This is a genomic window from Dyella sedimenti (assembly GCF_022760995.1).
Lineage (GTDB): Bacteria > Pseudomonadota > Gammaproteobacteria > Xanthomonadales > Rhodanobacteraceae > Dyella > Dyella sedimenti.
Genome location: NZ_JAKWJO010000006.1, coordinates 286,449 through 310,039, shown reverse-complemented (window position 1 = coordinate 310,039; position 23,591 = coordinate 286,449). Strand labels below are relative to the sequence as shown.

The window sequence follows — 23,591 nt, the reverse complement described above, 5'->3', positions numbered from 1 at the left end:
CGGAACATTTCGTCCCGAGTGAGCCGCTCATCTTACATCATCTTTCCAGGCCGTCAACACCTTTCGCGATGAATCTTTGCGACCGGGTTTTCAGTGGAACCCCGCGAGGAAGAGCGTCTCGTCCGGGGAGGAGGGAAATCATAGCGTGCCCCTCCGACTCTGGGAAGGGGGAGAAACATAATTTTTTCACTGCAATGACAGGAGGCCGGTCCCTGCCCGTCCTGCAACCTGCCGGTACGCTACGTGCTGGAGTCGCCGACCAGGGGCGCCGGGCGAACGGGGATGACGATCGCATGCGAGTTGGCGCTGGAGGAACCCGTCTCTTCCGCCAGGTCATGCCGGCACGGGATGCCGACGTGATAGGGAACGAGCGATTCGGGACAAAGGTTTTCCAGGGCGTCCCAGTCGTCTTCGAACGGAATGAATTGCTGCATGGTGCTGCTCCTGCTGGGTGGCGCGTCGGTGCGGCTGGCGCGCAGGAGCCACTTAAGCAAACGGCCCGGTCCGTACGATGACGGAATCGGGCCGTTTGCGGGCGGCGCGGAGCGAATCAGTCGATTTCGATCATCTCGAAATCGTCCTTGGTCGCGCCGCAGTCCGGGCAGGTCCAGGTATCGGGCACGTCGGCCCAGCGCGTGCCGGGTTCGATGCCTTCCTCGGGCAGGCCCAGCGCCTCGTCGTAGATGAAGCCGCAGACGACGCACATCCATTTGCGCAGGGTGGCTTGGGGGCTTTGATTCATGGGCTGGACGACTTGATATGGAGAATAAGTAGGGCATTCTCGCAACTCCCCTGCCGATGCGAAAGCGTACGGCGCCCGTTTTCCGGACGACATCGATGCCCTCAAGACTCCAAGGCCGCGGCCTCTATGTGATTACCGACGGCCCCCGCCCGAACCTGCTGGAGGCGGTGGCACAGGCCCTGGCCGGCGGCGCCCGGTTGCTGCAGTACCGCGACAAGACCGCGGACCATGACCGCCGCCTGGCCGAGGCGCGCGCGATCCGCGCGCTGTGCGCCGCGCGCGGCATTCCCATGATCGTGAACGACGATGTGCAACTGGCCATCGCCACGAACGCCGCCGGCGTGCACCTGGGCGAGGACGATGGTGACGTGGCGGCGGCCCGCGAGGCGCTGGGTACCGACGCCATCCTCGGCGTGTCCTGCTACGACTCGCTGGAACGCGCGCGCCGGTTCGCCGCCATGGATGTGGACTACGTGGCGTTCGGCACCTTCTTTCCTTCGCCGACCAAGCCCCATGCGCGCCGCGCCCCCTTCGAACTACTGCGGCAGAGCGCCACGCTCGGCGTGCCGCGAGTGGCGATAGGCGGTATCACGCCGGACAATGGGCAACCCTTGATCGATGCCGGCGCGGATTACCTGGCCGTGATCTCGGCCGTGTTCGGCGACCCGGACGTGCGCGGCGCCGCCGCGCGTTTCGCCCAACTTTTCACCACGCATTGAGACGCCCAGGATGACCACCAACCACGAACTGTTCCAACGCGCCCAGCAACTGATGCCCGGCGGCGTCAATTCGCCGGTGCGCGCCTTCAAGTCGGTGGGCGGCGAGCCGTTCTTTACCGCGCGCGCCGATGGCGCCTACCTGTGGGATGTGGAAGGCAGGCGCTATATCGACTACGTCGGCTCCTGGGGCCCGATGATCGTGGGCCACAACCACCCGCACGTACGCGAGGCGGTGGAGCGCGCGGTGAAGGACGGCCTGTCCTATGGCACGCCCTGCCCGGCCGAGGTAATCATGGCCGAGACCATCGTGCGGCTGATCCCTTCGATCGACATGGTGCGCATGGTCAACTCGGGCACCGAGGCGACCATGTCGGCGATTCGCCTGGCGCGCGGCGCCACCCAGCGCAGCCTGATCGTGAAGTTCGAAGGCTGCTATCACGGGCATGGCGACAGCTTCCTGGTGAAGGCCGGCTCGGGCGCGCTCACCTTCGGCGTGCCGACCTCGCCGGGCGTGCCCAAGGCCAACGCCGACCTCACGCTGACCCTGCCCTATAACGACCTGGAGGCGGCGGCGCGGCTGTTCGACGAGCATGGCCACGACATCGCCGGGCTGATCATCGAGCCGGTGGCCGGCAACATGAATTGCATCCTGCCGAAGGAGGGCTACCTGCAGGGCCTGCGCGAGCTGTGCACCCGGCATGGCACGCTGCTGATCTTCGACGAGGTGATGACCGGCTTCCGGGTCGCCCTGGGCGGCGCGCAGGCCCATTACGGCGTGACGCCGGACCTCACCACCTTCGGCAAGATCATCGGCGGCGGCATGCCGGTGGGCGCCTATGGCGGCCGGCGCGACCTGATGCAGCAGATCGCCCCGGCCGGCCCGATCTACCAGGCGGGCACGCTGTCGGGCAATCCGGTGGCCATGGCGGCCGGCCTGGCGATGCTGGAGCTGGTCCAGGCGCCGGGCTTCTACGAGCACCTGGCCGCGCGCACGCGCCTGCTGACCGACGGCCTGCAGGCCGTGGCCGATGGCGAGGGCGTGCCATTCAGCAGCAACCGTATCGGCGGCATGTTCGGCCTGTTCTTCACCAGCGGGAAGGTGGAGAGCTACGCGCAGGCCACCGCGGCGGACACGGCCATGTTCAACCGCTTCTTCCACGGCATGCTGGAACGTGGCGTTTACCTCGCACCATCGGCGTTCGAGGCCGGCTTCGTCTCCAGCGCACATGGCGAGCGGGACATCGCCGATACGCTGGAGGCGGCGCGCGGCGCGATGCGGGCGGCGCGAGCGGGATGAACCAATGCGGATGGCGCGGGGTGCGCCATCCGGTTTTCCGTGGGTTGCCATGCGCTTGGCGTAGGTCGGCGCATGGCGGTCGCGCACAGGTGCGCTCCTACAACAGCGAGGGGCGGATCAGGCGGCGAGGTAGGCGCGCAGGGCGGTTTCCAGGCGTTGCAGGCCCTCGGCCAGGTCCTCGTCGGTGATATTCAGCGCCGGCACGAAGCGCAGCACGTCCGGGCCGGCCTGCAAGACCAGCAGCCCGTGCAGGGCCGCGAAGTCCAGGACCGAGCCCGCCTTGCCCTTGTGCGCTTCCTTCAGCACGGCGCCCAGCATCAGGCCGCGGCCGCGCACGTCCTCGAACAGGTCGAGCGCGCCGTTGATGCGCGCCAGGCCTTCGCGCAGCGCCTGCGCCTGACGGTACACGTTGGCCAGCAGCTCGGGCGAGGACAGCTTGCGCAGCGCCACTCGCGCCACCGCGGCCGCCAGCGGATTGCCGCCGAAGGTGGTGCCATGCGCGCCGAACTGCATGGTCTCGGCCACCTTGGGGCCGGCCAGCATGGCGCCGATCGGGAAGCCGCAGCCCAGGGCCTTGGCCAGGGTCACGATGTCCGGGGTGATCTCGTCCTGCACGTAGGCGAACAGGGTGCCGGTGCGGCCCATGCCGCACTGGATCTCGTCCAGCACCAGCAGGGCATCGTGCCGGTCGCACAGCTCGCGCACGCGCCGGAGGAAGCCCGGCGCCGCCGGCAACACGCCGCCCTCGCCCTGCACCGGCTCGACCAGCACGGCGGCGACGTCGCCATGGACGAAGGCCGCTTCCAGCGCGGGCACGTCGTTGAAGTCCAGGTAGCGGAAGCCGCCGGGCAGCGGTTCGTAACCCTCCTGGTACTTGGGTTGCGCGGTGGCGGTCACGGCGGCCAGCGTGCGGCCGTGGAAGGAGCCACGGAAGGTGACGATGACGCGCTTGGCCGCGTCGCGCCCCCGCGAGGCCGCCCACTTGCGCACCAGCTTGATGGCGGCCTCGTTGGCCTCGGTGCCGGAATTGCACAGGAATACGCGCTCGGCGAAGCCGGAGGCGGCGACCAGTTCCTCGGCCAGCCGCAGCGGCGGCTCGCTGTAGAACACGTTGCTGGTGTGCCACAGCTTGTGCGCCTGGGTGGTCAGCGCCGCCAGCAGGTCGGGGTCCTGGTGGCCCAGCGCGTTCACCGCGATGCCGGCGCCGAAATCCACGTAGTCGCGTCCCTGGGTGTCCCACACGCGCGCGCCCAGGCCTCGGTCCAGCACCACGTCGCGCGGTCGATACACCGGCAGCCAGTAGCGCTTGCCGAGATCGATCAGGGACTGGGCGGCGGGGTCTTGCGCGTGCATGTCGTACTCCTGGCGTCGCCCGGACCGGGCGGCCAACAAAGGGGGAAGGGCAGGGGTGGGGATGCGCGGCCTGGTGGCCGTGCCGTTCGCATCGTAAGCCCTGTGGCAGCGCTTTGCACGACGGTGGGGTGTCAACCTGGCCCATGCGTTGTGTCCCTTGCGTTACAGCTGCCCCGAAACCGCATGGCGACACGGCCTGGACGGGTTCGCGGCGGCCTGCCGGGCAGTGACGTGTAACGCGTTCAACACGCCGTGGCCCATGCCCGATTTTCCGCGATGTGCCACGAACCGCGTCATGGCGCCATTCGCAGGCTTTGGCATGGGGCTTGCTCGACCGATCATGTGCGGGCAGGCGACGGAAGCGCCGGTTCCTTCATGCGAAGTCATGGCCGGCGCTACGCCGGCGACACCGGATGCCGCCGCAAGGCGGCGACGAGGGCGGTAACCCGGCAACCCCTGTGGCCGGGGCACCAATGGAAGCCCCCGGCCCGACCCCTGCGGGCCGGGGGCCTTCCTCTTGATGGCGGCCTGGGCGCGCGTTGCGGCCGGGCGGGCCAGCGCAAGGCCAGCCACCATCTGCGCCGCCGCCCATGCCGGCAAGGCTCAGCGAAGTTCGTCGAGCGCGAGTTGGTGCTTCTTGCACAGCCGGTAGATGGTCACGCGCGATACCTTGAGCCGCCGCGCGCATTCGCTCACGTTGAAGCGGCTTTCGCGCAGGCAGGCGATCACCGCGTCGCGCTCGGCCGCCACGCGGGTGCTGCCCAGGCTGGAACGTGCCGCCTGCTTGGTGAGGACGTCGGCAAGGTCGAGGTCGTTGACGCCGATGAGCGCGTCCTCGGCCACCACCGCCGCGCGCTGCACGCGATTGAGCAGCTCGCGCACGTTGCCCGGCCAGTGGAAGTCGAGCATGGCCCGCCGCGCGCCGGCGCTGAAGGCGCGCGCCCGGCTGGGATGCTGTTCGCGGAAGGTGTCGAGGAACTTCTGCGCCAGCAGCACCACGTCGTCCTCGCGCTCGCGCAGCGGCGGCATGCGCAGGCGCAGCACGTTGAGGCGGTAGTACAGGTCCTCGCGGAAACGACCCTGCTCGACCGCTTTTTCCAGGTCCACATGGGTGGCGGCCAGCACGCGCACGTCCAGCTTGATCAACTGGCTGCTGCCCACGCGCTCGAGCGTGCCCTCCTGCAAGAAGCGCAGCAGGCTGGTCTGCGCATCCGGCGGCAGGTCGCCCACCTCGTCCAGGAACACGGTGCCGCCGGCGGCGGCCTCGAAATGGCCGATGCGCCGCGCATTGGCGCCGGTGAAGGCGCCGCGTTCGTGGCCGAACAGTTCCGACTGCACCAGGTTGGGCGGCAGGGCGCCGCAGTTGATCGCCGCGAACGGACGGTCGGCGCGGGCGGACAGGCCATGCAGCGCACGCGCCGCCACTTCCTTGCCGGTGCCGGTCTCGCCGGTAATCAGCACCGGCAGCTCCACCGGGGCGTACTTGCGGATGCTGGCCACCACCGCGCCGATGGCCGCGCTGCGGCCGGTGATGCCGATGTCCCCCGGCTCGGGCACGAGCGGCTGGTCGCCACCAACGCGCCCCAGCGCCTCGACCAGGCGGTCCACGTCCACCGGCGTGGCGAAATACTCGATGCTGGCCTCGAGGATGCGATCGACCAGGGGTTCGTGGACGGGCACGTCCGGGGGAATCAAGGCGACCCATGGCAACCAGGGGTGATCGGCCATGAGTTGCGCCATGGCCCGGGTGGATGCCGGATCGCCATGCCGCAGGTCCGCCAGCGCCACCACCGTGTCGTTGTTGCGCATGCCGATCCCGCCCTGGGGACCGGCATCGGCTACGCGGACGATCCATCCCGCCTCGGCCAGGCCGGTCCGCTCCTCGCTGGCAGGCTGCCCGAACCAGACGACGCAGCGCCTGGCTTCTTCCCTTAACACAGCCATGGTCCCTCCCCTTTCCCCTGGTCCAGGGTCACAAGGTTTCGGCCGGGCATAGCCACGTGTGGCTATCCCCCGGTTACCACGTCCGTCGCGCCAAGCTAACCCGCGACCGCCTCAAAAATGTGATATGCATCACACAATATACAACTCCGTCGATGACCGTCACCCGACAAAAGGGGCAGGTCCGTCGAACGGAAGCCGGGGGCGGCGGCGCCGGCTAACACCAATGGCCTAGTAGGCATCCCGGCGGACCGGCCGCTACCCGCGGCCAGCCCGCGCGGCATCACCATACTCCGGTATTGGGCATGGAGGCCCAGGGCTCCCGTGGCGGAAGATGCCCTTTCTGCAGCAGCTCGATGGAGATCAGGTCGGGCGAGCGTACAAAGGCCATGTGACCATCGCGTGGCGGCCGGTTGATGGTGTAGCCCATGGCTTGCAGGTGGGCGCAGGCGGCGTAGATGTCCTCGACCTCGAAAGCCAGGTGGCCGAAGTTGCGGGCGCTGCCGTAGTCCTCGGTGGAGTCCCAGTTGTAGGTCAGCTCGATCTCCGCCTCCGGCGTCTCCGGCGCGGCGAGGAAGATCAGGGTGAACTTGCCGGCCGCGTTCTCCATGCGGCGGTTTTCCTTCAGGCCCAAACCGTCGCAGAAGAAACGCAGGCTAGCGTCGATGTCGCGGACGCGGATCATGGTGTGCAGGTATTTCATGGAGCTCCGTGGCGATGGCGCCGTGAGGGAAAGAAAAGAGCGGATGCGCTGGGCTAGGCAATCCAGTTCCTCGCGCGGCCTTGGCGCGCCACGCCGGTCAATCCAGGAACAGGTCGGGCAGCAGCGGCCGGGAAGGATCCACCGCATAGGGCGAGAAATCGGTGACACCGGCGTCGCGCAGCACGTCCTCGTCGAGCAGGAAGCGGCCGGCGAAGCCCTTCGCGGAACGGGTGAGCACCGCATGCGCCGCGTCGGCCACGATGGATGGCTGGCGGCATCGTTCCACCGCCACGCCGGGAATCATGTTGAGCGCATCGGTGGCGATGATGGAGCGCGGCCACAACGCATTCACCGCCACGCCCTGGGGACCGAATTCACCAGCCAGGCCCAGCGTGACGAAGCTCATGCCCATCTTGGCCAGCGTGTAGCCGGTGTGCGGCGCCCACCACTTGGGATCGAGCGAGGGCGGCGGCGCCAGCGTGAGGATATGCGGATTGGCGGCCTTCAGCAGGTACGGCAGGCAGGCCTGCGCGCACAGGAAGCTGCCGCGCGCGTTCACCTGCTGCATCAGGTCGAAGCGCTTCATCGGCGTATCCAGCGCGCCGGCCAGCCAGATCGCGCTGGCGTTGTTGACCAGGATGTCGATGCCGCCGAAAGCCTCCACGGTGGCGGTCACGGCGGCCTTCACCTCTGCTTCCTCGCGGATGTCGCACTTGACCGGCAACGCCTTGCCGCCGGCGGCCTCGACCTGCGCCGCCGCGCTGTGGATGGTGCCGGGCAGCCTGGGGTTGGGCACGCTGCTCTTGGCGGCGATGGTGATGTTGGCGCCGTCGCGCGCGGCGCGCAGCGCGATGGCCAGGCCAATGCCGCGCGAGGCGCCGGTAATGAAGAGGGTCTTGCCGGCCAGGCTGCTCATGGATGCGCACCTCGATCAAAAGGATCAGTGTAGGAGCGCACCCAGTGCGCGAAAAGCCTGCGGAACGCCACCGCGCCGCGATCGCGCACTGGGTGCGCTCCTACAGGAATGGAGCCTTACCCCCGCTGGAAACGCGGCAGGATGTCCCGCAACTCGGCCAGGCGACGGACCGGGTCGGTGAGTTCGAGCATGCGCTGGCGCTCGTCGTTCTGCAGCGGCAGCAGCTCGGCCAGCCGGTAGCCGACCCACGTGGCGTCGTCGTAGCGCTGCTTGGGCGCATCGCGCCATTGCGGCCCGATCGTCTCGACGAGGCGTTCCAGGATCGACGGCAGCAGGGCGAACTCCACCGGCACTTCCAGCGCGGGTTCGGCGAGCCACAGCTCGATATCGCCGCGCACCAGGCCATCGGAGCGCACGCGGGTGCGCGTGACGCGAAAACGCTCGCCGCCCTCGGCCAGGATGCCGAGCAGCCCATCCTCGCGGTTGTGGAAATCGATGATGCGCGCCAGCGTACCCACCGCCGCCGGGACCGCCGGCGCGCCGGCCTCGTGGCCTGCCAGGATCAGGCTGACCCCGAACGGGCCGCCGGTGCGCGCGCATTCGCGCACCATGTCGAGGTAGCGCGGCTCGAAGATGCGCAGGGACAGCTGCCCGCCGGGATACAGCACGGTACCCAGCGGGAACAGCGGAAGCTCGGTGAGGTGCGTCTTGGCCGCCATGAACGGCAAGTCTAGCGCGTTCGGCTGTCGCGCTAGCCGCGCAGCGCCTCCGCGAAGCGCCTGGGCGCGCCCTCGAAGCCGCCGTTGGACATGAACACCACGTGGTCGCCCGGACGGACATCCCGGCGCAGCGCCGCGATCAGCGCATCCACCGTCGGCGCGGTGCTGCCGCGGCCATGCAGCGCGCCGGTCACCCGGCTGGCGTCCCAGGGCAGTTCGGGCCGATGCAGGAATACCACGGCGTCGGCATCGGCCAGCGACGGCGCCAGCGCCTCGGCGTGCGCGCCCAGGCGCATGGAGTTCGAGCGTGGCTCCAGCGCCACTACGATGCGCGCCTGGCCCACTTTGGCCCGCAGCCCCGCCAGCGTGGTGGCGATGGCGGTGGGATGGTGCGCGAAATCGTCGTAGACGCGCACGCCGTCCACCTCGCCCACCACTTCCATGCGCCGCTTGACGCTCTGGAAGCCGGCGAAGGCCGGCAGCAGCGCGCGCGGATCGGCGCCTGCCGCCGTGGCGGCGGCCAGCGCCGCCAGCGCGTTCATCACGCTGTGGTTGCCCAGCAGCGGCCAATGGATCTCGCCAAGCAGCTCGCCCTTGTGGCGTACCTGGAACGCGGAGCCATCGGCGGCCAGCAGTTCCGCCTGCCAGTCGCCCTGCCCGATGCCGAAGGTTTCCACCGGCGTCCAGCACCCCATGGCCAGCACCTCGGCCAGGTGATGGTCGTGCGCGTTGACGATCAGCCGCCCGTTGCCGGGCACGGTGCGCACCAGGTGATGGAACTGGCGCTGGATCGCCGCCACGTCGGGGAAGATGTCCGCGTGGTCGTATTCGAGATTGTTGAGGATGGCGATGCGCGGGCGGTAGTGCACGAACTTCGAGCGCTTGTCGAAGAACGCGCTGTCGTATTCGTCCGCCTCGATGACGAACGGCTTGCCGTCGCCCTTGCGCGCGGATACCTCGAAATTGCCCGGCACGCCGCCGATCAGGAAACCCGGCGCCATACCCGCGCTTTCCAGCAGGTGCGCCAGCAGGCTGGTGGTGGTGGTCTTGCCGTGCGTGCCGGCCACCGCCAGCACCTCGCGCCCCGGCAGCACCGTCTCGCCCAGCCATTGCGGACCGGAGACGTAGCGCAGCTGCTCATCGAGCATGTATTCCACCGCGGGGTTGCCGCGCGTCATCGCATTGCCGACCACCACCAGGTCCGGCGCGGGCTGGAGGTATTCGGCCTTATAGCCATCCATCAGCCGGATGCCGAGCGATGCCAGCTGGGTGCTCATGGGCGGGTAGACGTTGACGTCGGAGCCTTCGACGGTGAGCCCAAGCTCACGCGCCAGCGCGGCGACGCCGCCCATGAAGGTGCCGCAGATGCCGAGGATATGCAGGCGCATGGATAACCCGTCCGATGGAACCCGGGCGCAACGCATGGGTCCGCCCGTGGAAAGCAGCGGGCCGCCTCGCGGCGGCCCGGTGAAGTCAGCCGTTGGCGGCGGCCGATTCGTCGGCCAGCGCGCGCTTGATGCGGGCGGTGACCTCGTCCAGCCCACCCACGCCGTCCACCACCTGCAGCTTGCCGCGGCGGGCGAAGAAATCGGCGACCGGCGCGGTCTGCTCGGCATACACCTTCAGGCGGTCGCGCACCACGGCCGGGTCGTCGTCCTTGCGGTGCTCGGCGGCGAAGCGGATCTCGCAGCGGGCGATGATCGCCTCGTTGGGCACGTCCAGCTTCACCACGGCGTCCAGCGGCTGGCCGATCTTGGCCAGCAGGTGGTCCAGCGCGTCGGCCTGGGCCAGGTTGCGCGGGTAGCCGTCGAGGATGAAACCGTTCTTCACGTCATCCTGCGCGAGGCGCTCTTCCAGCATGGCCAGCAGGATGTCGTCGGAAACGAGCTTGCCCGCGTCCATCACCGCCTTTGCCTTCAGGCCCGTGGGCGTGCCCGCCGCCACCGCCGCGCGCAGCATGTCGCCGGTCGAGATGTGCGGTACGCCGAGTTCCACCTTCAGGCGTGCGGCCTGGGTGCCTTTGCCCGAACCGGGCGGACCGAGTAGGACGAGTCGCATAGTGCTCCAAGGTATTCCCGGGCCACCGCATGCCGCGGCACCCATGGGATGCAGGAAAAGTGGCGCCCAACTTAGCTTCTGCGGCCGGTGCCGTCAAACGACATCGCCAGCCATGCGGCGCCAAGTCCTTGTTGCCAAAGGAGTTGGAGATGACGCCCTTTTGTCACAGGCGGCCAGCCGCCGGGCCGGTTTAAGCTCCACCCCTCCTTGGGATGGAAGCAGGCATCGGTCATGACGACTCCCCGGATCCATATCGTCACTCTCGGCGTCGGCGACCTGCCACGGGCCCGGCGTTTCTACGAAGCGCTGGGCTGGCGGGCTTCCTCGACCAGCAACGAAGCCATCGTCTTTCTCAAGGGCGCCGGCGGCGTGCTGGCACTGTACGGGCGCGCGGCCCTGGCCGAGGATGCGCTGGCCGAGGACCTGCCCACCGGTTTCGCGGCCGTCACGCTGGCGCGCAACGCCCACTCCAGGGAAGAAGTGGATGCCTGGTTCGCCACCGCCGTCGCCGCCGGCGCCCACGCGATGAAGCCGCCACAGGAAGTGTTCTGGGGCGGCTATTCCGGCTACGTCGCCGATCCGGATGGCCATTTGTGGGAATTCGCATTCAACCCGTACTTCGTGTTTGATGAGCAAGGCAACCTTGCCCTGCCGGACTGAGACCATGAAACCCACCAAGCCCCAAGGCCGCCTGCTGTACGCGCAATCCGGCGGCGTCACCGCCGTCATCAACGCCACCGCCGCCGGCGTGATCGAGGCGGCGCGCGCCCAGGGCGTGCCGGTCTACGCCGCGCGCAACGGCATCCTCGGCGCGCTGCGCGAGGAGCTGATCGACACCACCAGGGAATCGAAGGCCGCCATCGCCGCGCTGCGTCACACGCCGGGCGGCGCCTTCGGCTCCTGCCGCTACAAGCTCAAGTCGCTGGACGACAACCGCGCGGAATACGAGCGGCTGATCGAGGTGTTCCGCGCGCACGACATCCGCTGGTTTCTCTACAACGGCGGCAACGACTCGGCCGACACCGCCCTGAAGATTTCCCGGCTCGGCAAGGCCATGGGCTACGACGTCCGCTGCATCGGCGTGCCCAAGACGGTGGACAACGACCTGGCGGTCACCGACTGCTGCCCGGGCTTCGGCTCGGTGGCCAAGTACACCGCCGTCTCGGTGCTGGAAGCGAGCCTGGACGTGGCCTCGATGGCCGACACTTCGACCAAGGTGTTCATCCTGGAAGTAATGGGCCGCCACGCCGGCTGGATCGCCGCGGCGTCCGGCCTCGCCGGCGAAGGCGCGGATGCGCCGCCTCACCTCATCCTGTTCCCCGAGCGCGTGTTCGATGAGGCGGCGTTCCTGGCCAAGGTGAAGGCCACGGTGGAGCGCGTGGGCTGGTGCACGGTCGTAGCCTCCGAGGGCATCCGCAACGCCGAGGGCCAATTCCTCGCCGAGGCGGGCACGCGCGACGCCTTCGGCCATAGCCAGCTGGGCGGCGTGGCGCCGGTGCTGGCCACGCTGGTGAAGGAGAAGCTCGGCTACAAATACCACTGGGCCCTGCCCGACTACCTGCAGCGCTCGGCCCGCCACCTGGCCTCCAAGACCGACGCCGACCAGGCCTATGCGGTAGGCAAGGCCGCCGTGGACTACGCGCTGGCCGGCATGAACGCGGTGATGCCAGTGATCGTGCGCACCAGCGACTCGCCTTATCGCTGGAAGGTCGAGCCGGCGCCGCTCTCGCGCATCGCCAACCGCGAGAAGAAGATGCCCGCCGGCTTCCTCACCCGCGACGGCTTCGGCATCACCGCCGCGGCGCGGCGCTATCTGGCGCCGCTGATCCAGGGCGAGGCGCCGCTGCCCTATGGCAAGGATGGGCTACCGCGCTACGTAACGCTGAAGAATGCCGCCGTGGCGCGCCGACTGGAACCGTTCTCTCGCTAGCCCCCCCTTTTGCGGCCCGATGCCGCGGCGCGTTGCGTCGCACAACACGCCTGTCGCCTGGCTCTGCCTATACTCGGCCCTGACCGCCCGCAAGGGCGGCCGCCGTGTCGGGGTTCCGTTGGCGGGTCCCGGCGATGTGGTCACCACTCATGGGGAGGCTCCGATGCTGCAGCAGTATGGCTTGTGGATCGTGCTGGCATGTGCGGTCCTGGCGATTCTCTATGGCGCACTGTCCGTGCGCTGGGTCTTGGCAAAATCGCCGGGCAACGCGCGCATGCAGGAGATCGCCTCCGCGATCCAGGAAGGCGCGAAGGCTTACCTGAACCGCCAGTACACCACCATCGGCGGCGTCGGCGTGGTGCTGTTCCTGATCGTGGGCTTCGCCTTGGACTGGCCCACCGCGATCGGCTTCGCCATCGGCGCGCTGCTGTCCGGCGCCACCGGCTACATCGGCATGAACGTCTCGGTGCGGGCCAACGTGCGCACTGCCGAGGCGGCGCGCGACGGCCTGGCCGCCGCGCTCAACGTGGCCTTCCGCGGCGGCGCCATCACCGGCATGCTGGTGGTGGGCCTGGCCCTGCTGGGTGTGGGCGCCTACTACGCCATCCTCAGCCACCTGGGCTACGAGACCATGCACGCGCTGCATGCGCTGGTGGGCCTGGCCTTCGGCTCCTCGCTGATCTCGATCTTCGCCCGCCTGGGCGGCGGCATCTTCACCAAGGGCGCGGACGTGGGCGCCGACCTGGTGGGCAAGGTGGAGGCAGGCATCCCCGAGGACGACCCGCGCAACCCGGCCGTGATCGCCGACAACGTGGGCGACAACGTGGGCGACTGCGCCGGCATGGCGGCCGACCTGTTCGAGACTTACGCGGTGACGCTGATCGCCACCATGCTGCTGGGCGGCGTGATGGCCGAGCAGACCGGCAGCAATGGCGTGCTGTACCCGCTGCTGCTTGGCGGCGCCTCCATCGTCGCCTCGGTGATCGGCACCTTCTTCGTGAAGGCGCGCGGGCCGAAGATCATGAACGCGCTGTACGCGGGCGTGGCGGTGTCGGCGGTGCTGGCGGCGATCGCGTTCTGGCCGATCACCAGCCAGCTGATGGCCGACTCGGCCTTCGGCGTGGGCCACCTGTATGGTTGCGCGCTGATCGGCCTCGTGCTCACCGGCGCGATGGTGGTGATCACCGAGTACTACACCGCCACCGAGTACAAACCGGTGCAGCACGTGGCGCAGGCGTCCACCACGGGTCATGCGACCAACATCATCGCCGGCCTCGGCGTCTCGATGAAATCCACCGCGCTGCCGGTGCTGGCCGTGTGCGGCGCGATCTGGAGCGCCTACCAGCTGGCGGGCCTGTACGGCATCGCCATCGCCGCCACCGCCATGCTGAGCATGACCGGCATGATCGTGGCACTGGACGCCTATGGCCCGATCACCGACAACGCCGGCGGCATCGCCGAGATGGCCGAGCTGCCGCCCGACGTACGCGGCGTCACCGACCCGCTGGATGCGGTGGGCAATACCACCAAGGCGGTGACCAAGGGCTATGCGATCGGCTCGGCGGGGCTGGCTGCGCTGGTGTTGTTCGCCGACTACACGCACAACCTCACCAAGCACCTGAGCGTCGATGACTTCCGCTTCGACCTGTCCAATCCGTACGTGATCGTCGGCCTGTTGATCGGCGGCCTGATCCCCTACCTGTTCGGCGCCATGGCGATGGAAGCCGTGGGCCGCGCCGCCGGCTCGGTGGTGGAGGAAGTGCGGCGCCAGTTCCGCGAGATCCCCGGCATCATGGAGGGCACCACCAAGCCCGACTATTCCCGTGCGGTGGACATGCTGACCAAGTCGGCGATCCGGGAAATGCTGGTCCCCTCGCTGCTGCCGGTATTGGTGCCGGTGGTGGTGGTGTTCGGCTTCAAGTGGCTGGGCGGCTCGGAAGCGGGCGCGCAGGCGCTGGGCGGCGTGCTGATCGGCACCATCGTCACCGGCCTGTTCGTGGCCATCTCCATGACCACCGGCGGCGGCGCCTGGGACAACGCCAAGAAGTACATCGAGGACGACCACTTCGGCGGCAAGGGCTCGGAGGCTCACAAGGCCGCGGTCACCGGCGACACCGTGGGCGACCCGTACAAGGACACGGCGGGCCCGGCGGTGAACCCGCTGATCAAGATCATCAATATCGTGGCCCTGTTGCTCATCCCCCTGCTGTAGCCGCGCGGCACGCTGGCGCCCTCTCCCCGCCGGGAGAGGGCGGCCGGCCCCTGACTTTAGTCACACGCATGCGCCCTTGTCGCGCCGCACACTGCGCCTTCACACCATCACAAGGAAACCGCATGGCCATCCGGACTCGACTCTGGCTGACGCTGGCGCTGGGCCTCACACTAAGCGGCATGACACACGCAGCCGATACCATCGCCCCCACCGCCCAGGACCCCAACCTGTGGCTGGAGAACATCGACGGCGCCAAGCAGCTTGACTGGGTCAAGCAGCAGAACGCCGGCACCGTGGCCAAGTACGCCGACAGCGACGAGTTCAAGCAGCTCGATGCGCGCCTGCTGGAAGTGCTCGACTCGCACGACCGCATCCCGATGGTCAGCAAGATCGGCGACGCCTTCTACAACTTCTGGCGCGACAAAGACCATCCGCGCGGCCTGTGGCGGCGCACTTCGCTGGCCGAATACCGCAAGGACAATCCCCACTGGGAAACGGTGATCGACCTGGACGCGCTGGCCAAGGCGGAAAACGAAAACTGGGTATGGCACGGCGCCCAGTGCCTGAAGCCCGACTATCGACGCTGCCTGGTGATGCTCTCGCGCGGCGGCGCCGACGCGGACGTGGTGCGCGAGTTCGACCTGCCGGGCAAGCAGTTCGTGAAGGACGGCTTCACGCTGCCCGAGGCCAAGAGCAACGTGGCGTGGAAGGATAAGGACCATCTCTACGTCGCCACCGATTTCGGCCCCGGCTCGATGACCACCTCGAGCTATCCGCGCATCGTGAAGGAATGGAAGCGCGGCACACCGCTGGCCAGCGCCAGCACCGTGTACGAGGTCAAGCCGACCGACATGACGGTCACCGCCTTCCGCGACAACACGCCGGGCTTCGAGCGTGACTTCGTCACGCGGCAGATCGCCTTCTATGACAGCGAAAGCTACGTGCGCGGCAAGGACGGCAAGCTCACCCGCATCGACGTGCCCAACGACGCCAACAGCGAAGTGCACCGTGAATGGCTGCTGGTCGAGCCGCGCAGCGACTGGACGGTGGGCGGCCGCACCTACAAGTCCGGCTCGCTGCTCGCGGCGAAGTTCGACGACTACATGGCCGGCAAGCGCGATCTCACCGTGCTGTTCGAGCCCACCGACACCACCGCCCTGGACGGCTATTCATGGACGCGCCACCAGTTGATCCTCAACGTGATGGACAACGTGGTGAACCGGCTGGAAGTGCTGACGCCCGGCCCCGGCGAGTGGAAGCGCGAAAGCCTGGGCGGCGCGCCCCAGCTCTCCACCATTGCCGCCGCCGGCGTGGACGATGACGCGAGCGACGACTACTTCCTCACCGTCACCGGCTTCCTGCAGCCCACCACGCTCTACTACGGCACGCTGGGCCAAAGCGAGGCGCAGCCGGTCAAGCACAGCCCGAGCTTCTTCGATGCCTCCAGGTACGAGGTGAGCCAGCACTTCGCCACCTCCAAGGACGGTACGCGCGTGCCCTACTTCGAGATCGCCCCGAAGGGCCTCAAGGCCGACGGCAACAACCCCACCCTGCAGTACGGCTACGGCGGCTTCGAGATCTCGCTGCAGCCCAGCTACAGCGGCAGCGTGGGCCGCGCCTGGCTGGAAAAGGGCGGCGTGTACGTGATCGCCAACATCCGCGGCGGCGGCGAATACGGCCCACGCTGGCACCAGGCCGCGCTCAAGGCCAACCGCCTGCGCGCCTACGAGGACTTCGCCGCGGTATCGCAGGACCTGTTCGCGCGCAAGATCACCTCGCCAGCGCACCTGGGCGCGATGGGTGGCAGCAACGGCGGCCTGCTGATGGGCAACATGCTCACGCTGTATCCGCAGCTGTACGGCGCCATCGTGAGCCAGGTGGCCCTGCTGGACATGCAGCGCTACACGCACCTCTCCGCCGGCGCCTCGTGGATCGCCGAATACGGCGACCCGGACAAACCGCAGGAATGGGCCTGGATCAAGACCTTCTCGCCCTACACCAACGCCAAGGCCGGCCAGAAGTACCCGCCCGTGCTGTTCACCACCTCCACCCGCGACGATCGCGTGGGGCCGGTGCATGCACGCAAGATGGCCGCCAAGCTGCAGGCGCTGGGCTACGACGCCAGCTTCTACGAGAACATCGAAGGCGGGCATGGCGCAGCGGCCGACAACAAGCAGGCGGCCTTCATGAGCGCGCTGGGCTATACCTACCTGTGGGACCACGTGAAGTAGGCCCGCCGGGTGCGTAACATGGTGCGCCGGTCCCTGCCGGCGCACCTCCCTAGCTTCGATGAACAACCATACGATTCGCCCCGAGCTTCGCGAGTGGATCCTCGCCACCGCCCGTTCCGGCCATAGCCTCGGCGACCTGCTCAAGCTGATGAAGGACGCCGGCTACGGCGGCGAGCAAAGCCGCCAGATGGTGGCTCGCGTGCTCAACCTGCCGCTGGCCACGGTGATGGCCGCCGGCAAGCCGGGTTTCGCCGGACGCCGCGCGCGCCATCCCGAGCCTCCGCAACAGCGGGTGGATGGCCACGTGGTACGTGTCGTGGCCAGCACCGACACACCGGTGGTGCGTGTGCTCGAGAACATGCTCACCGCAGCGGAATGCGATGCGCTGATCGCCGAGGCGAAGCCGCGCCTGCAGCGCTCGCAGACGGTCGACGTGGAGGGACGCCACCAGACCGACGAGCGGCGCACCAGCCAGGGCATGTTCTTCCGCATCGGCGAGACGCCGCTGGTGACGCGCATCGAGCAGCGCATCGCCGAGCTGCTGGCCATGCCGGTCAGCCACGGTGAGGGCCTGCAGATCCTGCACTACCTGCCGGGCCAGGAATACGAGCCCCATTTCGACTGGTTCGACCCCACCCAGCCGGGCTTCGCCGCCGTCACTGCGCGCGGCGGCCAGCGCATCGCCAGCGTGGTGATGTACCTCAACACGCCCGAGGAAGGCGGCGGCACCGGCTTTCCCCGGCTGGGCTTCACTGTCACCGCGTTGCGCGGTTCGGCCGTCTATTTCGCCTATGAGACGGGCGACGAGGCCTCGCTGCATGCCGGCCTGCCCGTCATCAAGGGCGAAAAATGGATCGCCACCAAATGGTTGCGCGAACGTCCCTACCAAGCCTGAGCGGCACCGCAGCCTGAACATAGTCCGGCGCGAAACCGCATGGTGCTGCGGCGCGCCAGCCTTTTGCCGTATCCTTCCGGGTCTTTGTTTCCGACCACGCCAAGGACACCACCCATGGGTCTTCACCTCGTCTCCGCCGGCCGCAAGGTTCCGGACGAAATCAACGTCGTCATCGAGATCCCCAAGGACTCCGAACCCGTCAAGTACGAGGTGGAGAAGGAAAGCGGCGCCATCTTCGTGGACCGCATCCTGTCCACGCCGATGCGCTATCCCTGCAACTACGGCTACGTGCCGGGCACCCTGGGCGGCGATGGCGATCCGCTGGACGCGCTGGTGATCCTGCCGCTGTCGCTGGTGCCGGGCGCGGTGATCCGCTGCGTGCCGGTCGGCATGCTGAAGATGACCGACGAGGCCGGCAGCGACGAGAAGCTGGTGGTGGTGCCGATCGGCAAGGTGTTCGCCGGCTACGCCCACATCACGGACATCCAGCAGGTGTCCGGCCACTGGCTGGAGCGCATCGGCCACTTCTTCGAGCACTACAAGGACCTGGAGAAGGGCAAGTGGGTGAAGGTCGAGGGCTGGGTCGGCGCCGAGGAGGCCAAGGCCGAGATCCAGGCCGGCGTGACCCGCTACGCTACCGAACAGAAGGACTGACCCTCCCGCCAAAAGCGCGCCCGTCGGACGGCGGCGCGCTTTTTTGCGCCTGTCAGCCGCGTGGCGAGGCGGCCATGGCAGCCGGTGGATGGGCCGCGGCCATGGGCTGCGCCGTATCGAACACCGTGAGCCACCACATCAGCAAGCACACGGCCAGCACGGCGATCGACAGCGCGACCAGCACGGCCCTCAAGATCACATGGCCCTGGCGGGCCGCAGGGTTCGTCATTGGCATGACGCTTCTCCTGTTGGACAGGTGTCTTTCGTTAACGCCCCACCCCTGGCGCGGCTGACGTCAGCCCTTGCCCGGCTTGCGCCTGTCGGGTCCCGGCTTGGCCGGCTCGCCCTTCTTGCCCAGCTCCTCCAGCAGGGTCGCAAGATCCTCCGCGTGCTCCTCCTCCATGGCGAGGATTTCTTCCATCATGCGCCGCGTGGTGGGATCGCTGGCGCCGAGGTAGTCGATGATTTCGCGATAGCTGTCGATGGCGATGCGCTCGGCCACCAGGTCCTCCTTGATCATGTCGACCAGATCGTCGCCCTCGACGTAGTCCGCGTGGCTGCGCGAGAGCAGGCCTTCCGGCGAGAAGTTGGGGGCGCCATCGAGCTGAGTGATGCGCTGGGCTATCTGGTCGGCATGGCCCTGCTCCTCGTTGGCGTGTTCAAGGAATTCGGCGGCCACGCTCTTGGCATGGATGCCCTTGGCCATGTAGTAGTGATACTTGTAGCGCAGCACGCACACGATCTCGGTGGCCAGCGCCTCGTTCAGCAGCTTGACCACTGTCTTGCGGTCGGCGCTGTAGCCGGCGGTGATCGCGCCCTGGTCGATGTGCTCGCGGGCGCGCCGGCGGATAGTCTCGATATCGGTGACGAATGGCTTGGCTGCCATGGCATGCCTCCGGCGGGCTGGCTAGGGCCAGGCCCCGACCCTAGGCGGCGACGCGCGAAACGCAGGTGAAATCGGCGAGAACCGTTGAAGGCACGCATGCGGGCACGGCATTCCTGTGGGAGCGCCCCCTGTGCGCGACACCCGGCAAAGCGGCAAGCCGCAGCGCCACGGTCGCGCACAGGGGGCGCTCCCACAGGGGAAACGTCGATCAGGCCTTGCGGTAGACCTCGGCGCCCTGCGCGCGGAATTCGGCCGCCTTCTCGGCCATGCCCTCTTCCAGCGCCTGTGTTTCGCCCGTGCCGTGCTCGGCGGCGTAGTCGCGCACGTCCTGGGTGATCTTCATCGAGCAGAACTTCGGGCCGCACATCGAGCAGAAATGCGCGCTCTTGTGCGCGTCCTTGGGCATCGTCTCGTCGTGGAACTCGCGCGCCTTCTCCGGGTCCAGCCCCAGGTTGAACTGGTCCTCCCAGCGGAATTCGAAGCGCGCCTTGCTGAGCGCGTTGTCACGCACCTGCGCGCCAGGATGACCCTTGGCCAGGTCCGCGGCGTGCGCGGCGATCTTGTAGGCGATGATGCCGTCGCGCACGTCCTGCTTGTTGGGCAGGCCCAGGTGTTCCTTCGGCGTCACGTAGCAGAGCATCGCGGTACCGAACCAGCCGATCATCGCCGCGCCGATGGCGGACGTGATGTGGTCGTAGCCCGGCGCGATATCGGTGGTCAGTGGCCCCAGCGTGTAGAACGGCGCCTCGTGGCACTTCTCCAGCTGGCGGTCCATGTTCTCCTTGATGAGCTGCATGGGCACGTGGCCGGGGCCTTCGATCATCACCTGCACGTCGTGCTTCCACGCGATCTGGGTCAGCTCGCCCAGCGTGTCCAGCTCGCCGAACTGCGCCGCGTCGTTGGCGTCCGCCACGCAGCCCGGGCGCAGGCCATCGCCGAGACTGAAGGACACGTCGTACGCCTTCATGATCTCGCAGATGTCTTCGAAGTGCGTGTAGAGGAAGTTTTCCTTGTGATGCGCCAGGCACCACTTGGCCATGATCGAGCCGCCGCGCGAGACGATGCCGGTGACGCGCTTGGCCGTGAGCGGCACGAAGCGCAGCAGCACGCCGGCATGGATGGTGAAGTAGTCCACGCCCTGTTCCGCCTGCTCGATCAGCGTGTCGCGGAAGATGTCCCAGGTGAGATCCTCGGCCACGCCGCCGACCTTCTCCAGCGCCTGGTAGATCGGCACCGTGCCGATCGGCACCGGCGAGTTGCGGATGATCCACTCGCGCGTCTCGTGGATGTGCTTGCCGGTGGACAGGTCCATCACCGTGTCGCCGCCCCAGCGGATCGACCACACCAGCTTCTCCACTTCCTCGGCGATACCGGAACTCACCGCGCTGTTGCCGATGTTGGCGTTGATCTTGGTGAGGAAGTTGCGGCCGATGATCATCGGCTCGCTTTCCGGATGGTTGATGTTGGCAGGGATGATGGCGCGGCCGCGCGCTACCTCGTCGCGCACGAATTCCGGCGTGATCAGCTTCGGCAGCGCCGCGCCGAACGATTCGCCCGGATGCTGCGTGCGCAGCGCGCTGTCACGCAGCACCTCGATGCGCTGGTTCTCGCGGATGGCGATGTATTCCATCTCCGGCGTGACGATGCCCTGCCGCGCGTAATGCATCTGGGTGACGTTGGCGCCCGCCTTGGCGCGGCGTGGCGCGCGCGTGGCGGTGAAGCGGAAGGCGTCGAGCCTGGGATCGGCGGCGCGCTGGCGGCCGAAGGCGGAACTGAGGCCGGCCAGTTGCTCGGTGTCGCCGCGCTCGGCGATCCAGGCGGCGCGCAGCGCCGGCAGGCCAGTGACCAGGTCCACCTTGTAGTCCGGATCGGTGTACGGGCCGGAGGTGTCGTAGACGGTGACCGGCGGGTTGTCCTCGCCGCCGAACAGGGTCGGCGTCTGCGCCTGGCCGATCTCGCGCATCGGCACCTTCAGGTCCGGGCGGCTGCCCTGCACATGGATCTTGCGCGAGCCCGGGATCGGGCGCGTCACGGCTTCGGAGAGTTCCTGCGCGGCGCGCGCGAGGTCGTTGGGCAGGGCATTCATCGGCTAGGGTCCGGTGTCGTGGCGAGGTCCCCGTGGGGACACGCTCTGTTGGGGGATCCGTACACGGGGTACGGGATGTCGCGAACGGATTCGCATACCAGCAACAGAAGCGGCGGCGCCGGGCGCAAGGCCATGCCTGGCCATGCGGCGAAGCTCCCTACAGCGGTACTAGCCGCATCAGGTTCTAAGGGACTCTCTCAGCCGGCTGTTGCCGGCACCCCCGCTTCAAGGGGCCTATTTGAGCACGAAGCGGGGTCGCCCGCGAGTGCAGCGCCACAAGCGGCCAGTGGCGGACTCTGCCGTAGGCGCGATTCAGCGCGGCAGGTAGGCGCGCAGGAACATGTTCACGCCATCGCGGGCGGTCTGTTCCAGCTCCGCGGCGTAGGACTGGGCGCACTCCTCGCAACCGAACATGCGGCGCAGCAGCATCTCGCCCTTGATCAGGGAGATGAACTGTCCCGCCGCGCGCGCGACATTGGGGATGTCCAGCTTGCCGTCGTCGACGGCCTGTTGCAGCAGGCGCCTCATCAGACCGTGGGTGCGGTCCGGGCCCTCCTCCCACAGCAGCTTGCCGTAGCGCGGGTTGCCCTGGCGGCAGTCGCTGAGGATGGCGCGGAAGGTGCCCACGTTCTGCACGTCGCAGTCCAGCCGCACGTGATGCAGGGCGATGCGCTCCAGCGTCACCCCGATATCCTCGTCAGGCACGTACTGGTAGGTGTCCTCCGGCCAGAGGTCCTGGATGCGCGCGCGGATCACCTCGCGGAACAGGTTGTCCTTGTCGCCGAAGTGGCTGTACACGGTGAGCTTGGATACGCCCGCCTCGGCGGCGACCGCATCCATGCTGGTGCCGGCGAAGGCGTTGCGGATGAACAGGGCCTTGGCGGCCTCCAGGATCGCCGCGCGCTTTTCCATGTCCTTGGGACGGCCGGGCCCCTGAGGCTTGGTCTGCGGGATCGTGCTCATGGGCTATACCTTCACAAATGGCTTCACAAACGGGTAACACGCGTTTAGTATACGCGTCGGTTTAGTTATTTTCCATCGCCACGATACACGGCTTGGCGCATGACCACCACTATGTCAGAACTTTGCCTGAGCCCGACCTATCGGCTCGCACAGCGCGCCGTGGCCGGCTGGCTCGAACACGGTTCCGCCCGCATGCGCCAGGCGGCCTTCGCCGCGCGCGCCGCGCTGGCCGGCCTCGACGCCCCCGAACACGGGCGCCTGGCACGTTGGCTGGCCTGGCTGGAGGTCGCCGCGCAAAGCCAGGGCGCCGCCTCGCCCGAGCCGCGCGTCCGGCGCCTTGACACCTCGTTGCACCAGGCCATGCAAGATGCCATGGCCAGGCTGCCCGGCAACACGCCTGTCGTGCAGCGGGGGAATCATCGCCGCAGCGCCTGAGTGTGTCCGCGGACACCAGGCCATGCATGACTTCCGTCAACTTCGCGCGATGACTTCCGGCACTTCGTAGCTCCCCTACCAGGCCGCAGGCTTTGCACATTGTCGGAAGATGGCTAAGCGCTTATGCTTTTTAGCCTTTTTCTCGATCCGTACAGGACGCAAGCAAGATGGCAATGAACTTCGAACAGGCGCGACTGAACATGGTGGAAAACCAGGTGCGCCCCTGGGAGGTGCTGGATGCCCGCGTGCTCGACGTGCTCGGCTCCGTGCGCCGCGAGGACTTCGTTGCCCCCGAGCACCGCAAGCTGGCCTTCGCCGACCTGTGCCTGCCGCTGGGACACGGCGAGGTGATGATGAAGCCGGTGGTCGAGGGGCGCGTGCTGCAGGCGCTGGAACTCAACCCCACTGACCAGGTGCTGGAGATCGGCACGGGCTCGGGCTTCCTCGCCGCGTGCATGGCCAGGCTGGCGGCGGGCGTCACCAGCGTGGACATCCATGCCGATTTCACCGCCGCCGCGGGCGACCGCCTGGCCCACGCCGGCATCGCCAACGTCAAGCTGGAAACCGGCGAGGCGGTGGCCGGCTGGCAACCGGGCGGCCTGTTCGACGCGGTGGTGGTGACCGGCGCGGTGTACCAGATCCCGCAACGCTTCCTGGCCTGGCTCAAGCCCGGCGGCCGCCTGCTGGTGGTGCGCGGCGAATCGCCGGTGCAGCAGGTGCTGCTGCTGACCCACGAAGGCAACGGTCGCTACCGCGAGGAAGCGCTGTTCGAGACCGACCTGCCGTACCTGAAGCACGCCGAACCGCCGCACCGTTTCGTTTTCTGACCCATTCCCCAAACATGAGGCAAC

23 protein-coding genes and 1 riboswitch are annotated in these 23,591 nt (G+C 68.0%); of the genes, 10 read left to right on the top strand and 13 right to left on the bottom strand.

Going from position 1 to position 23,591, the window contains the following annotated elements; all coding sequences use genetic code 11:
• Positions 1-239: 239 nt before the first annotated feature.
• Together MJ605_RS14490 and MJ605_RS14485 are read right to left on the bottom strand one after the other, a co-directional pair.
• Positions 240-434, bottom strand: a complete 195-nt coding sequence (locus tag MJ605_RS14490; RefSeq protein ID WP_243042245.1) for a hypothetical protein — start codon at positions 432-434, stop codon at positions 240-242.
• A 116-nt stretch (positions 435-550) separates the two neighbouring features.
• Positions 551-742, bottom strand: coding sequence for a rubredoxin (locus MJ605_RS14485; RefSeq protein WP_243042244.1), 192 nt, complete (start codon positions 740-742; stop codon positions 551-553).
• Positions 743-837: 95 nt separating this feature from the next.
• On the opposite strand from MJ605_RS14485, the gene thiE reads away from it, so the two are divergent.
• Both thiE and hemL read left to right on the top strand, forming a co-directional pair.
• Positions 838-1,461: a thiamine phosphate synthase gene (thiE, locus tag MJ605_RS14480; protein ID WP_243042243.1), complete on the top strand. Its 624-nt coding sequence runs from the start codon at positions 838-840 to the stop codon at positions 1,459-1,461.
• Positions 1,462-1,471: 10 nt separating this feature from the next.
• Positions 1,472-2,758, top strand: a complete 1,287-nt coding sequence (hemL, locus tag MJ605_RS14475) for a glutamate-1-semialdehyde 2,1-aminomutase (protein WP_243042242.1) — start codon at positions 1,472-1,474, stop codon at positions 2,756-2,758.
• Positions 2,759-2,875: 117 nt separating this feature from the next.
• On the opposite strand, the gene MJ605_RS14470 is transcribed toward hemL, so the two are convergent.
• From MJ605_RS14470 to MJ605_RS14440, 7 genes are all read right to left on the bottom strand, one after another.
• The gene (locus tag MJ605_RS14470) at positions 2,876-4,111 is read right to left on the bottom strand and encodes an acetylornithine transaminase (protein ID WP_243042241.1); all 1,236 of its coding nucleotides are present in this window, start codon (positions 4,109-4,111) and stop codon (positions 2,876-2,878) included.
• A gap of 603 nt (positions 4,112-4,714) precedes the next feature.
• Positions 4,715-6,055 carry a sigma-54 dependent transcriptional regulator gene (locus MJ605_RS14465; RefSeq protein ID WP_243042240.1) on the bottom strand — a complete coding sequence of 447 codons (1,341 nt, stop codon included), beginning with the start codon at positions 6,053-6,055 and terminating at the stop codon, positions 4,715-4,717.
• 280 nt (positions 6,056-6,335) lie between these two features.
• Positions 6,336-6,755 carry a VOC family protein gene (locus MJ605_RS14460; RefSeq protein WP_243042239.1) on the bottom strand — a complete coding sequence of 140 codons (420 nt, stop codon included), beginning with the start codon at positions 6,753-6,755 and terminating at the stop codon, positions 6,336-6,338.
• A gap of 97 nt (positions 6,756-6,852) precedes the next feature.
• Positions 6,853-7,671, bottom strand: coding sequence for an SDR family oxidoreductase (locus MJ605_RS14455; RefSeq protein ID WP_243042238.1), 819 nt, complete (start codon positions 7,669-7,671; stop codon positions 6,853-6,855).
• 116 nt (positions 7,672-7,787) lie between these two features.
• On the bottom strand, positions 7,788-8,390 hold the full coding sequence (locus tag MJ605_RS14450; protein ID WP_243042237.1) for an LON peptidase substrate-binding domain-containing protein: 603 nt from the start codon (positions 8,388-8,390) through the stop codon (positions 7,788-7,790).
• A gap of 32 nt (positions 8,391-8,422) precedes the next feature.
• Positions 8,423-9,778, bottom strand: coding sequence for a UDP-N-acetylmuramate:L-alanyl-gamma-D-glutamyl-meso-diaminopimelate ligase (mpl, locus tag MJ605_RS14445; RefSeq protein ID WP_243042236.1), 1,356 nt, complete (start codon positions 9,776-9,778; stop codon positions 8,423-8,425).
• Positions 9,779-9,863: 85 nt separating this feature from the next.
• Entirely contained in the window at positions 9,864-10,448 is a 585-nt protein-coding gene (locus MJ605_RS14440) for an adenylate kinase (protein WP_243042235.1), read from the bottom strand.
• A 231-nt stretch (positions 10,449-10,679) separates the two neighbouring features.
• On the opposite strand from MJ605_RS14440, the gene MJ605_RS14435 reads away from it, so the two are divergent.
• From MJ605_RS14435 to ppa, 6 genes are all read left to right on the top strand, one after another.
• Positions 10,680-11,108: a VOC family protein gene (locus tag MJ605_RS14435; protein WP_243042234.1), complete on the top strand. Its 429-nt coding sequence runs from the start codon at positions 10,680-10,682 to the stop codon at positions 11,106-11,108.
• A gap of 4 nt (positions 11,109-11,112) precedes the next feature.
• A complete protein-coding gene (locus MJ605_RS14430) occupies positions 11,113-12,378 on the top strand; it encodes a 6-phosphofructokinase (RefSeq protein WP_243042233.1) in 1,266 nt (421 codons plus the stop codon).
• A 163-nt stretch (positions 12,379-12,541) separates the two neighbouring features.
• Complete coding sequence (locus tag MJ605_RS14425; RefSeq protein WP_243042232.1) at positions 12,542-14,590, top strand: sodium-translocating pyrophosphatase; 2,049 nt, start codon at positions 12,542-12,544, stop codon at positions 14,588-14,590.
• 122 nt (positions 14,591-14,712) lie between these two features.
• Complete coding sequence (locus MJ605_RS14420) at positions 14,713-16,821, top strand: prolyl oligopeptidase family serine peptidase (protein ID WP_425601017.1); 2,109 nt, start codon at positions 14,713-14,715, stop codon at positions 16,819-16,821.
• Between the two features lie 58 nt (positions 16,822-16,879).
• Positions 16,880-17,716 (top strand): 2OG-Fe(II) oxygenase, encoded by an 837-nt coding sequence (locus MJ605_RS14415; protein WP_243042231.1) that lies wholly within the window; start codon positions 16,880-16,882, stop codon positions 17,714-17,716.
• A 114-nt stretch (positions 17,717-17,830) separates the two neighbouring features.
• Positions 17,831-18,370, top strand: a complete 540-nt coding sequence (gene ppa, locus MJ605_RS14410) for an inorganic diphosphatase (RefSeq protein WP_243042230.1) — start codon at positions 17,831-17,833, stop codon at positions 18,368-18,370.
• 52 nt (positions 18,371-18,422) lie between these two features.
• Here the strand turns inward: ppa and MJ605_RS14405 are convergent, their stop codons facing one another.
• The 4 genes from MJ605_RS14405 to MJ605_RS14390 form a co-directional block, all read right to left on the bottom strand.
• Entirely contained in the window at positions 18,423-18,605 is a 183-nt protein-coding gene (locus MJ605_RS14405) for a hypothetical protein (RefSeq protein ID WP_243042229.1), read from the bottom strand.
• 60 nt (positions 18,606-18,665) lie between these two features.
• On the bottom strand, positions 18,666-19,256 hold the full coding sequence (locus MJ605_RS14400) for a ferritin-like domain-containing protein (RefSeq protein WP_243042228.1): 591 nt from the start codon (positions 19,254-19,256) through the stop codon (positions 18,666-18,668).
• 208 nt (positions 19,257-19,464) lie between these two features.
• Positions 19,465-21,342: a phosphomethylpyrimidine synthase ThiC gene (thiC, locus tag MJ605_RS14395; RefSeq protein WP_243042227.1), complete on the bottom strand. Its 1,878-nt coding sequence runs from the start codon at positions 21,340-21,342 to the stop codon at positions 19,465-19,467.
• Positions 21,343-21,479: 137 nt separating this feature from the next.
• A riboswitch (TPP riboswitch) is annotated at positions 21,480-21,574 on the bottom strand.
• An 80-nt stretch (positions 21,575-21,654) separates the two neighbouring features.
• Positions 21,655-22,305 (bottom strand): TetR/AcrR family transcriptional regulator, encoded by a 651-nt coding sequence (locus MJ605_RS14390; protein WP_243042226.1) that lies wholly within the window; start codon positions 22,303-22,305, stop codon positions 21,655-21,657.
• Positions 22,306-22,416: 111 nt separating this feature from the next.
• On the opposite strand from MJ605_RS14390, the gene MJ605_RS14385 reads away from it, so the two are divergent.
• Together MJ605_RS14385 and MJ605_RS14380 are read left to right on the top strand one after the other, a co-directional pair.
• Positions 22,417-22,740 (top strand): hypothetical protein, encoded by a 324-nt coding sequence (locus MJ605_RS14385; RefSeq protein WP_243042225.1) that lies wholly within the window; start codon positions 22,417-22,419, stop codon positions 22,738-22,740.
• A gap of 167 nt (positions 22,741-22,907) precedes the next feature.
• Complete coding sequence (locus MJ605_RS14380) at positions 22,908-23,567, top strand: protein-L-isoaspartate O-methyltransferase family protein (RefSeq protein WP_243042224.1); 660 nt, start codon at positions 22,908-22,910, stop codon at positions 23,565-23,567.
• Positions 23,568-23,591: the final 24 nt, after the last annotated feature.

Coding starts and splice junctions, on each gene's coding strand:
- MJ605_RS14490 (WP_243042245.1), bottom strand. CDS start 434: ATGCAGCAATTCATTCCGTTCGAAGACGACTGGGACGCCCTGGAAAAC.
- MJ605_RS14485 (WP_243042244.1), bottom strand. CDS start 742: ATGAATCAAAGCCCCCAAGCCACCCTGCGCAAATGGATGTGCGTCGTC.
- thiE (WP_243042243.1), top strand. CDS start 838: ATGCCCTCAAGACTCCAAGGCCGCGGCCTCTATGTGATTACCGACGGC.
- hemL (WP_243042242.1), top strand. CDS start 1,472: ATGACCACCAACCACGAACTGTTCCAACGCGCCCAGCAACTGATGCCC.
- MJ605_RS14470 (WP_243042241.1), bottom strand. CDS start 4,111: ATGCACGCGCAAGACCCCGCCGCCCAGTCCCTGATCGATCTCGGCAAG.
- MJ605_RS14465 (WP_243042240.1), bottom strand. CDS start 6,055: ATGGCTGTGTTAAGGGAAGAAGCCAGGCGCTGCGTCGTCTGGTTCGGG.
- MJ605_RS14460 (WP_243042239.1), bottom strand. CDS start 6,755: ATGAAATACCTGCACACCATGATCCGCGTCCGCGACATCGACGCTAGC.
- MJ605_RS14455 (WP_243042238.1), bottom strand. CDS start 7,671: ATGAGCAGCCTGGCCGGCAAGACCCTCTTCATTACCGGCGCCTCGCGC.
- MJ605_RS14450 (WP_243042237.1), bottom strand. CDS start 8,390: ATGGCGGCCAAGACGCACCTCACCGAGCTTCCGCTGTTCCCGCTGGGT.
- mpl (WP_243042236.1), bottom strand. CDS start 9,778: ATGCGCCTGCATATCCTCGGCATCTGCGGCACCTTCATGGGCGGCGTC.
- MJ605_RS14440 (WP_243042235.1), bottom strand. CDS start 10,448: ATGCGACTCGTCCTACTCGGTCCGCCCGGTTCGGGCAAAGGCACCCAG.
- MJ605_RS14435 (WP_243042234.1), top strand. CDS start 10,680: ATGACGACTCCCCGGATCCATATCGTCACTCTCGGCGTCGGCGACCTG.
- MJ605_RS14430 (WP_243042233.1), top strand. CDS start 11,113: ATGAAACCCACCAAGCCCCAAGGCCGCCTGCTGTACGCGCAATCCGGC.
- MJ605_RS14425 (WP_243042232.1), top strand. CDS start 12,542: ATGCTGCAGCAGTATGGCTTGTGGATCGTGCTGGCATGTGCGGTCCTG.
- MJ605_RS14420 (WP_425601017.1), top strand. CDS start 14,713: ATGGCCATCCGGACTCGACTCTGGCTGACGCTGGCGCTGGGCCTCACA.
- MJ605_RS14415 (WP_243042231.1), top strand. CDS start 16,880: ATGAACAACCATACGATTCGCCCCGAGCTTCGCGAGTGGATCCTCGCC.
- ppa (WP_243042230.1), top strand. CDS start 17,831: ATGGGTCTTCACCTCGTCTCCGCCGGCCGCAAGGTTCCGGACGAAATC.
- MJ605_RS14405 (WP_243042229.1), bottom strand. CDS start 18,605: ATGCCAATGACGAACCCTGCGGCCCGCCAGGGCCATGTGATCTTGAGG.
- MJ605_RS14400 (WP_243042228.1), bottom strand. CDS start 19,256: ATGGCAGCCAAGCCATTCGTCACCGATATCGAGACTATCCGCCGGCGC.
- thiC (WP_243042227.1), bottom strand. CDS start 21,342: ATGAATGCCCTGCCCAACGACCTCGCGCGCGCCGCGCAGGAACTCTCC.
- MJ605_RS14390 (WP_243042226.1), bottom strand. CDS start 22,305: ATGAGCACGATCCCGCAGACCAAGCCTCAGGGGCCCGGCCGTCCCAAG.
- MJ605_RS14385 (WP_243042225.1), top strand. CDS start 22,417: ATGTCAGAACTTTGCCTGAGCCCGACCTATCGGCTCGCACAGCGCGCC.
- MJ605_RS14380 (WP_243042224.1), top strand. CDS start 22,908: ATGGCAATGAACTTCGAACAGGCGCGACTGAACATGGTGGAAAACCAG.